This window comes from Acidovorax sp. HMWF018 (assembly GCF_003061035.1).
GTDB lineage: Bacteria > Pseudomonadota > Gammaproteobacteria > Burkholderiales > Burkholderiaceae_C > Acidovorax > Acidovorax delafieldii.
Window position 1 is genome coordinate 497 of sequence record NZ_QAIM01000459.1, and the last position, 1,194, is coordinate 1,690.

Genomic DNA, 1,194 nt, shown 5'->3' on the forward strand with positions numbered 1-1,194 from the left:
CGCCGTGGCTGCACTGGCCGAACGCACCCTGGGCCAGCAAGGCCAACGCATCGCCCTGCACACCACCAGCCAGCGCGCGCTCGATGCCGCCCGCGGCGACTGGGACCTGGCGCAGTTCGACCTGTCCAGCACCAGCAGCACCCGCGCGCTGCGCAAAGTGGGCAGCGCGCTGAGCGCGGCGCTGTATGCCCCGCAGTGGCGTGCAGCCCGCTGGGGCGCGGGCGTGCTGGTGGTGGCGCACCTGGTGGGGCTCAATGCCTGGGCCTGGCAAGAACGGCAGGCGCTGACTGCCAAGCAGGCCAGCGTACGCAACACCTTGACCCAGACCTTCCCCAAAGTGCAGGTGGTGGTCGATGCGCCGGTGCAGATGGAGCGCGAACTCGCCCAGCTGCGGCAGGCTGCCGGCAGCGTGTCGGCACGCGACCTGGAGCCCCTGCTGGCAGCAGCCGGTGCGGCCTTGCCCGATGGCCGCCTGCCCAGCAGCATCGAATACACGCCCGGCGAGCTGCGCCTGCGCGGCGTGACCCTGGCGCCCGATGAAGAATCTGTGGTGTCTGGCCGCCTGCAAGCCGCCGGGTACCGTGCCCGCGTGGACGATGGCAGCCTGTTGCTGCGCACCGAGGTGAGCCCATGACCCGATCCTCCGCCCTCCAGGACCGCTGGAAAGCCCTGGCGCCCCGCGAGCAGAACCTGGTGCTGGCCGCCGGCATGGTGGTGGCGCTGGCCCTGCTGTGGTGGGTGGCCGTCGCCCCCGCACTCGGCACCTTGCGCGCCGCGCCCGCGCGGCACGCCGCACTCGACGTCCAGCTGCAGCGCATGCAAGGCCTGCAGGCCGAGGCCCAGCAGCTGCAGGCCACACCCGCTACCAGCCCCGGCGATGCCGTGGGTGCGCTGCGCACCGCCCTCACGCAGCGCCTGGGCAACACGGCGCAGCTCAACGTGGCGGGCGACCGCGCCACGGTCACGCTCAAAGGGGCTTCGGCCGACGCGCTGGCCCAATGGCTGGCCCAAGCCCGCAGCAATGCCCGCGCCACGCCGCTGGAAGCGCGGCTGACCCGCAGCGCAGCCCCTGCTGCTGCGGCGGCCGCCGGCAATGCGCCCATCACCCTGGGCAGCGCGCCCGTGGCCATGCCCCGCTGGGATGGCACCGTGGTGCTGGCCCTGCCCACCGCCCCGGCCCGCTGACCCGCGGAC

2 protein-coding genes are annotated in these 1,194 nt (G+C 73.8%); both read left to right on the forward strand.

Annotation, left to right across the window (positions count from 1 at the left end; translation table 11 throughout):
- Positions 1-634, forward strand: a 634-nt coding sequence (locus DBR23_RS31145; RefSeq protein ID WP_304466224.1) for a GspL/Epsl periplasmic domain-containing protein, incomplete at its 5' end; no start/stop codon positions are given.
- On the forward strand, positions 631-1,185 hold the full coding sequence (gene gspM, locus DBR23_RS19275) for a type II secretion system protein GspM (protein ID WP_108499276.1): 555 nt from the start codon (positions 631-633) through the stop codon (positions 1,183-1,185). The genes DBR23_RS31145 and gspM, both read left to right, overlap by 4 nt.
- Positions 1,186-1,194: the final 9 nt, after the last annotated feature.

Bases quoted from the DNA above. Each gene is read 5' to 3' on its own strand.
- gspM (WP_108499276.1), top strand. From the start codon at position 631: ATGACCCGATCCTCCGCCCTCCAGGACCGCTGGAAAGCCCTGGCGCCC.